Raw genomic sequence first — 6,469 nt, forward strand, 5'->3', positions numbered from 1 at the left:
AGCCTATTCCACGAATGTCTTTGATAACAATCTCGGCCTCCGCTTCGCCAACTTTCGGCGCAGGCGGGACATATTGAGTTCCAGTGAGTTCGACTGGATCTCGTCATCAACGGAATAGACCTGACCCTCAAGGGACGAGCGCAACACGGTACGACCACGGTTTCGCAAAAAGTTTCCATGAAGAGCAACTCCCCATAGTTGAGCGCACGCCAAACAAAATTGGCATGGATAGAGCATGAGACGCGATCATTTCTGACGTTTCCCGCCGAAAATAAGGATGGCCCGGCTGCCCTCCCGATCCAAAGCTACAAGGGCCGTCTGTCAATCGTTGCAAAGCACTAACGGGGAAACGTATGGCCACCGAAAATTACGTGAGAGTTACGCAGAATTGTCGGCCCTGACGCCGACCCATGAAGCTGGCGAGCCGGCCGGCCTGGTCGCGCGGTTTGTTCATCAGCTACTGCAAATTCACCATGCCGGGGCTGGACGCGTTGTGCCCGTGCGGGACCTGCCTCCCTCAGTAAGGTCATGGGACGTCCCCTCATCGTGGTGGCGGTGCCGCTAGACGAGCCCGCAGCTCTTGAACGGATGCGAACCTACGACACCTGGATCCACATTGTCGTTATCGGGACCAGGGATTGATCACCTTCAACCCAGCAGCCTCGAACGGGCTTGTGTCGCGAGTGGCGATTGCAAGACCATTCGCTGCTGCTATGGCGGCAATGTAGCCATCAGCCGGGCCGATCGCCTTCCCAGATACTCGAGCGCGTGCCATCAGTTCCGAGTAGAACTGTGAAGTCGCCAGATCGAAGGGCAGGATGCGCTTGGAAAAGTGAGGCAGCACTTCTCCCTCAAGGCGGTCGCGAAGGGTAGTTTGCCGTTTCCCTGAGGGCATAGCAGCAATCCCGAAGCGAAGTTCGGCGATCGTTATTGCAGAGAGGAAAAGCGTTTCGATGGCTTGGGCGTCCAACCAGGCAACCACTGCCTCGTCAGGAACCGGTTTCCACGGCTCGGATATAACGTTGGTATCCAGCAAGATCATTCGAAGGTCATCGGTTCAGCGGGCGTCTTGTCGCGACTTTTCTGCAGGGCCTCAACGTCGCTGTCGGAAAGCTCAGCGTCGCGGCCAATAGCCGCCAGTAACGAGCCAAGCTTAACACGCTCTGGGGGACGGACCGCGGCCTCAATAATGTCGCGGATCTCGGCCTCGGTGCTTCGGCCGTGATGAGCCGCTCGCAGCCGCAGAGCACGATGTGTTTCGTCAGAAAGATTTCGAATGGTGACCGCCGGCATTGATATCAACCCCATAGGAATGATGGCTTTGATATCAAAATATGCTAAATGTCATCAGGCTTCAAGGATTCAATAATGAGGACGAAAACCAGGTTTGTTCAGGTCTCCGCAGTTGATGGGATTCGAACCGAAATCCCTGAGACAATTCTGATCGATAAGCAGTTGCCATATTATAGAGAACAGGACGGCGTAGATTTTGGCACCAAATGGTGCTATAAATGCCGCTTTAATATGGGAGTTTTTTCATGCGTTCGACTATCAATCTCGACGATAACCTCATGGAACGAGCAAGATCCCTTACCGGAACCAAGGAAACGGCCGCGCTTGTTCGCCAAGCATTGGAAACGCTCGTGCGAGTCGAGTCTGGAAGGCGGCTCCTCGCGCTCGGGGGCTCCATGCCCGATGCAGAAGCAGCTCCTCGCCGCCGGAGCGAAGCGGCAAAGTGATCCTTGTAGACACGTCCATCTGGATTGATCATTTTCGCCACGGAGACTCGGAGCTACGCAGAATCATTGAGGACGACCTGCTACTCTGCCACCCTGCAATTATCGGCGAATTGGCGCTTGGCAGCTTGCGGGACCGTGATGCCGTAATGGCGTATTTAGCGGCACAGCGCGAAGCATTCGTCGCCACCCACGCCGAGGTCATGACGATGATTGATCGGCATTCGATTTTCAGCATGGGCATTGGTTACACCGACGCCCACTTGTTGGCTTCGACGTTGCTTGACGGGCGATCGAGCTTATGGACCAGAGACAAACGTCTAACAGCAGCAGCTGAAAAGGCAGGCGCCCTGCTGCATACACCTGCGATCCCACCCAATTAGTCGGTGCAGACGTGAGCACTGTCCATGCTTATTACCTAAAAGCTCTTGATGACGTACAGATCGGCCGGGATGGTTCCGAGATGGGCGGAGGATTTCTGCCACTCCTTCTCGAACCCCGAACCGCCGTCGTTGCCGCTGCGATAGCACACCTCACCGAAGCGGAAGCCGTATTTGCCGATCGTCAGCCACGGCGTAAGGTCGCAGTTCGCATCGACCGGGTCCAAGCAGATACGTCTTCCTGCGTCTATCCGGCCACTGCCCGCAGTTCGCGCCGATTGTCAGCCGTGACAAGCTCGTCGGCGCGCTTCGCGACGGCGCGCCGTTCGTCCTCAGGGAGTGCCTTCATCAGCTCGTCGAGATCATCCATGCGTCTTCTCACGGAGCTGGTTAGGCGTCTTGTTCCTACTGGTGCGCATGAGGTTCGACAAATGACTTTGGCTTGAGAACCCGCTCAGAAACGCCACCTCCGCCACCGGCATCGTCGTTTCGGAGAGCAGTCTTTCCGCAAAATCGAGCCGACGTTCCAGGACGTAGCGATAAGGCGGACAGCCAAAGGTCTTGGAGAAAGCCTGCGTGAAGTGCCCCACGGAAAGGCCGCAGATAGCCGCAAGCTCGGCAGTTGTCAGCTTCCGCAAAAAGTGCTCGTGGAGGTAGTCGCGAACTCTGCTGGCGACCGCTGGCGTCAGCCCCGTCTTGGGGGACTTTGCAGGCTTCCTTTCGCTCGAGTAATTTCGAAGCACATGGATGCCCAAGAGCGTGATGAGCGAATCGAGGTAAAGTTCATTCGAATGGTCGGGGTGGTTCAGTTCCCTCCTGATCATTTTCGCGAACTCTGACGCGGCACGGTCCAACGTCATATGCGTGGGTCTGAGCTCGACATCAACGCGGCCGAATTCATGGCGTGCAAGTTCGAGAATGCTTTCTGCCGAGTGACCAACGACAATGCACTCGGTGGCGCCATCCCAGCTCGCCTTCCATTCGACATTGGCAGGACGGATCGCAAGCATTCCTGACGTCACGTCCGATCTTCTGGAGCGCTCGCCCTCAAACCCGAGGCTGACGCCTTCCGACGGCGCAAGCATGATTACCGTACTGTGGCCCGTGCCGAGAAGGGATCTTGATCCCGGTGGTTGTCGCCAATGGACCGCCCCACCTCGGAACGCCATCTTTCGTGGCCCGACATGATCGGGTACATGCGCTAGTAGACTAGCGTCAGCAATTTTCCTGTCCATTTCAACAAAGTAGTCCCGCCAAACCACTGGCTGCCTATCGCAGCGGTTGAACTTTAACGGCAGGTATCACACCCGGCCACTATAGTTTCTTAGGAATGAATTCTCATTGCCGTTTGCTGGTTGAGTCCATCTATCCCTCGCCAGCCGCTTGAGGAGTTTGAGATACGCCTCGCAGCAGTCGCATCTGGCAGGAGGGGCAGAGTTGCAGCATTCTTATGCGGTATAGCTGCGGTTGGCCCGGACCACCGCTTTTCACCCAGCGATGCGTGTCGATTTTCCGCAGCTCCTGCTCACGGCCGCAAGCGTCGCAGATCCACGTCCTGACGTTTCGCATGATGTGTGTGCCGCCCCCGGAGGTACGCTTCAATGCCGGTGCTCTCCGCTGGTGCGGAGAGCTGACTGGCTCAAAATTTCCCGACGAGATTGAGGAATACGCCTTCGTCATCGAGGGTGAGGTCTCTCAGGTCGTCGGAGAAACGTCCGAAGTTGTAGCCGACGCCCACCTTGAAGTTGTTTCCGACATGGCGGTAGATCGCGGCGAGCGCACCAAAGTCGGTGGTGTCGGCCTCAGGCATGTGCATCACCCGTCCTTCGAGGAGGATATCCCAGCTCTTGATGACATGCAGATCGGCCCGGATGATCCCCAGATGGGCGGAGGATTTCTGCCACTCCTTCTCGAAGCCCGAACTGCCGCCGTCACCGCTGCGATAGCGCACCTCGCCGAAGCGGAAGCCGTATTTGCCGCCGATCGTCAGCCACGGCGTCAGGTCGTAATTCGCATCGACCGAGAGGATGTGGCTGCGTTGCGCGGGCGCAAACTCATCGCCCGTCGCGCCGCTGATCGTCTGGTTGTTGCCCGGCAGATCGTAGAGCCAGGTATATTTGAAGAGCGCGTTGAGACGTTCGTTGTCGACCGGCCTATAGGCATAGCCGACGGAGGCTTCCACATAGTCGGTATTGGCAAAATAAGTCTCCGAGCCCTGGCTGTCGGAAAGCACAGCGTCGAAATGGGTAAGAAGCCGCCAGTCCGGATCGGTCTTCCAGGCAAAGCCACCGGTCAGGAGATAGGTGTTCTGGTCGCGCGTGTGGTTGTCCGACCGCTCGATGCGGACCTCACCGCGCAGCCGCGCGTTGATGCCTCGCTCCTCGTCCTTATAGCCGAGCGCGAGCGAGGGCGCGTAGCGGTCGAAGTCCTCATATTGGGCGTCGGTGGCGGGATTGACGGTATCGTCCTGCACCTGGCCGACCTCGAGGCCGCCGTCGAGCGTCCACATGTCGTCAGGGGTGTAGACCACGCCATAGGTCTGAGTCAGCGAATTGCGCTGCCCGAACATGTCGTAATTGCTCTCGCTATAGGCGGAAAGCAGATCGCTCATCTTGCGGCGCATGCCAAGCACGACTGTGCCCTTGTCGTCTCCGAAGAGGTCACGGGTATTGTGCAGATCGAAGGCGCGATCCGGATCGAGCTTATAGCCGAGATAATACTGGCTGTTGGCATTCGGATCATAGGTGACGCCCGCCAATCCACCCACGCCGTGGGTGCCGTAGGACACCTCTCCTTCCAGCCCGATCGTATCGGTGAGCTGATATTTGGCGCCCACCCCTGCCCTATCGTTGCGGTGAATGTCGCCGGAGCGGGAAAGCGTGCCCTGCCCGAAGGCATAGACGAGCCGGTCGTCGTCGATGCGATAGTCGAGGCGCACGCCCGCATCCAGCCGCGAGCCGTCATAGCCGGACTTTCCGGCATTGATGGCAAGCGGCGACATCAGTTCGGTATAGGTGACGCCGAAGGAAAGCTTCCAGTGCTCGTCGAAGGCATGGCTGATGCTGCCGGAACCGTCGCGGCGGATTTGGCCGCGATCGTCGGTGAAGTCGTCATAGGTGAGCTTCAGCCCGGTCTTGCCGGTCAGATCGACATCGGCATGGGCGCCCCAGATGCGCTGATCGACGCTTACGTCGTCGAACAGCGTGGAAAAGCCCGCCTGCTTCTGCTCGTAATATCCTCCGACCTTGCCCTTCATACCGGCGCCGATCTCTTGAAGATCAGCCTGCCCCTCAACACGCCAGGCCGATCCCCTGTCGTCGTTCGGATCGCCGTAATAGCCCGGTTCATTGGTGCCCCAGGTCAGGCCCCCGTCGGAGGATTGGGAAAGATCAAAGCCCCGTCCTCTCGAGTGAGCGACCTCGGCTTTCAAGAAGGTATTCTCCGAATGCCGGAGGGTGACATCCGCGCCATAGGCTTTCTGGTCGGCAAGTTCGGTGGAATCGTCCATGCCGGTGACGCCGACCCGCACCTTGTCGTTGATCCAGTGCTGGGCGCGCCCGCCATAGACATAGCCGTCGACGTCGCTTGCAACCGGCTCGAACTCGTACTGGACCGTCAGATAGGTCTTGCCGCCGCCGAGCGCGCCATTGCGCACCGGATCGGACGTGCCGGTCATGGAAGACATCGGCCGCCGCAGGATGATGACGCCCTGCATATAATCGAAGGAATAGTCCTCGCCGTAGGTCAGCGCGCGCCGCTCGATCACCCGGCCCGTCACCGCGTCACGGATTTCGACGCGCACGGTCTCGGAGCCCTGGACGATGTCCTGACGCTTCAGGAAGTAAGCGGATCCGCCAGTGCCCAGGAATTCCTCGCGCTGCGGCAGTGTGTCGGGCTGGGCGGCATAGGCCGTCACTTCGGTGCGGCGCTCGCCGAACGAGGTCGTTTCCTGTGAGCGATAAACACCGGATGCGCCGTAAAGCGCCCGGTCCGAGGGCAGGAATTCCGTGCCGGTGATCTGGGTCTTGTAATTGCCCCACATCACGTGGCTGTCACCGCGCTCCAGGCGCACATAGAACTTACCCTTGGTGGGGGCATCCTCCACGAAGGTGGAATCGTCGCCATAGACGGGATAGTAGTCGTCCGGATCAAGCCGGCGCAGGATCTGGCGCGGGTCCTGACCGTCGAGATTGCTGAACAGTTCATTGATGTCGTCTTCGCCGGTGTCGGCGGCAGCGGTCAGCAGATACTGACCCTTGATCTTGCCCTTCAGGTAAAAGGCAAGCCGTCCCTTGGTATAGACGTCGTCATATTCGCCGGGGCGCACCTCTTCGATCCGGGCGTCACCGGTGC

9 protein-coding genes are annotated in these 6,469 nt (G+C 58.6%); 2 read left to right on the forward strand and 7 right to left on the reverse strand.

Going from position 1 to position 6,469, the window contains the following annotated elements; all coding sequences use genetic code 11:
- Positions 1-3 precede the first annotated feature (3 nt).
- The 3 genes from ACE04I_RS24860 to ACE04I_RS24870 all read right to left on the reverse strand — a co-directional run bounded on the left by ACE04I_RS24860 (position 4) and on the right by ACE04I_RS24870 (position 1,293).
- Positions 4-237, reverse strand: coding sequence for a winged helix-turn-helix domain-containing protein (locus ACE04I_RS24860; protein WP_487207687.1), 234 nt, complete (start codon positions 235-237; stop codon positions 4-6).
- Between the two features lie 385 nt (positions 238-622).
- Entirely contained in the window at positions 623-1,042 is a 420-nt protein-coding gene (locus tag ACE04I_RS24865; protein ID WP_046797785.1) for a type II toxin-antitoxin system VapC family toxin, read from the reverse strand.
- A complete protein-coding gene (locus ACE04I_RS24870) occupies positions 1,039-1,293 on the reverse strand; it encodes a FitA-like ribbon-helix-helix domain-containing protein (RefSeq protein WP_037149590.1) in 255 nt (84 codons plus the stop codon). Before ACE04I_RS24870 ends, ACE04I_RS24865 begins: the two co-directional genes overlap by 4 nt.
- Positions 1,294-1,538: 245 nt before the next feature.
- On the opposite strand from ACE04I_RS24870, the gene ACE04I_RS24875 reads away from it, so the two are divergent.
- Both ACE04I_RS24875 and ACE04I_RS24880 read left to right on the forward strand, forming a co-directional pair.
- Complete coding sequence (locus ACE04I_RS24875; RefSeq protein ID WP_046797786.1) at positions 1,539-1,739, forward strand: type II toxin-antitoxin system VapB family antitoxin; 201 nt, start codon at positions 1,539-1,541, stop codon at positions 1,737-1,739.
- Positions 1,736-2,119: a type II toxin-antitoxin system VapC family toxin gene (locus ACE04I_RS24880; RefSeq protein ID WP_487207688.1), complete on the forward strand. Its 384-nt coding sequence runs from the start codon at positions 1,736-1,738 to the stop codon at positions 2,117-2,119. The genes ACE04I_RS24875 and ACE04I_RS24880 overlap by 4 nt, the downstream gene beginning before the upstream one ends.
- A 35-nt stretch (positions 2,120-2,154) precedes the next feature.
- Here ACE04I_RS24880 and ACE04I_RS24885 read toward each other — a convergent pair whose 3' ends face one another.
- The 4 genes from ACE04I_RS24885 to ACE04I_RS24900 form a co-directional block, all read right to left on the reverse strand.
- On the reverse strand, positions 2,155-2,343 hold the full coding sequence (locus tag ACE04I_RS24885; protein WP_046797496.1) for a hypothetical protein: 189 nt from the start codon (positions 2,341-2,343) through the stop codon (positions 2,155-2,157).
- 20 nt (positions 2,344-2,363) lie between these two features.
- The gene (locus ACE04I_RS24890) at positions 2,364-2,486 is read right to left on the reverse strand and encodes a hypothetical protein (RefSeq protein ID WP_046797505.1); all 123 of its coding nucleotides are present in this window, start codon (positions 2,484-2,486) and stop codon (positions 2,364-2,366) included.
- The gene (locus ACE04I_RS24895) at positions 2,479-3,201 is read right to left on the reverse strand and encodes a helix-turn-helix domain-containing protein (RefSeq protein ID WP_487207689.1); all 723 of its coding nucleotides are present in this window, start codon (positions 3,199-3,201) and stop codon (positions 2,479-2,481) included. Before ACE04I_RS24895 ends, ACE04I_RS24890 begins: the two co-directional genes overlap by 8 nt.
- A 554-nt stretch (positions 3,202-3,755) precedes the next feature.
- On the reverse strand, positions 3,756-6,469 hold a 2,714-nt coding region (locus tag ACE04I_RS24900), incomplete at its 5' end, for a TonB-dependent receptor (protein WP_487207690.1).

The sequence above is a fragment of the Rhizobium moroccans genome (assembly GCF_057559155.1).

Bases quoted from the DNA above. Each gene is read 5' to 3' on its own strand.
- ACE04I_RS24870 (WP_037149590.1), bottom strand. From the start codon at position 1,293: ATGCCGGCGGTCACCATTCGAAATCTTTCTGACGAAACACATCGTGCT.
- ACE04I_RS24865 (WP_046797785.1), bottom strand. From the start codon at position 1,042: ATGATCTTGCTGGATACCAACGTTATATCCGAGCCGTGGAAACCGGTT.
- ACE04I_RS24875 (WP_046797786.1), top strand. From the start codon at position 1,539: ATGCGTTCGACTATCAATCTCGACGATAACCTCATGGAACGAGCAAGA.
- ACE04I_RS24895 (WP_487207689.1), bottom strand. From the start codon at position 3,201: ATGCTTGCGCCGTCGGAAGGCGTCAGCCTCGGGTTTGAGGGCGAGCGC.
- ACE04I_RS24890 (WP_046797505.1), bottom strand. From the start codon at position 2,486: ATGGATGATCTCGACGAGCTGATGAAGGCACTCCCTGAGGACGAACGG.
- ACE04I_RS24860 (WP_487207687.1), bottom strand. From the start codon at position 237: ATGCTCTATCCATGCCAATTTTGTTTGGCGTGCGCTCAACTATGGGGA.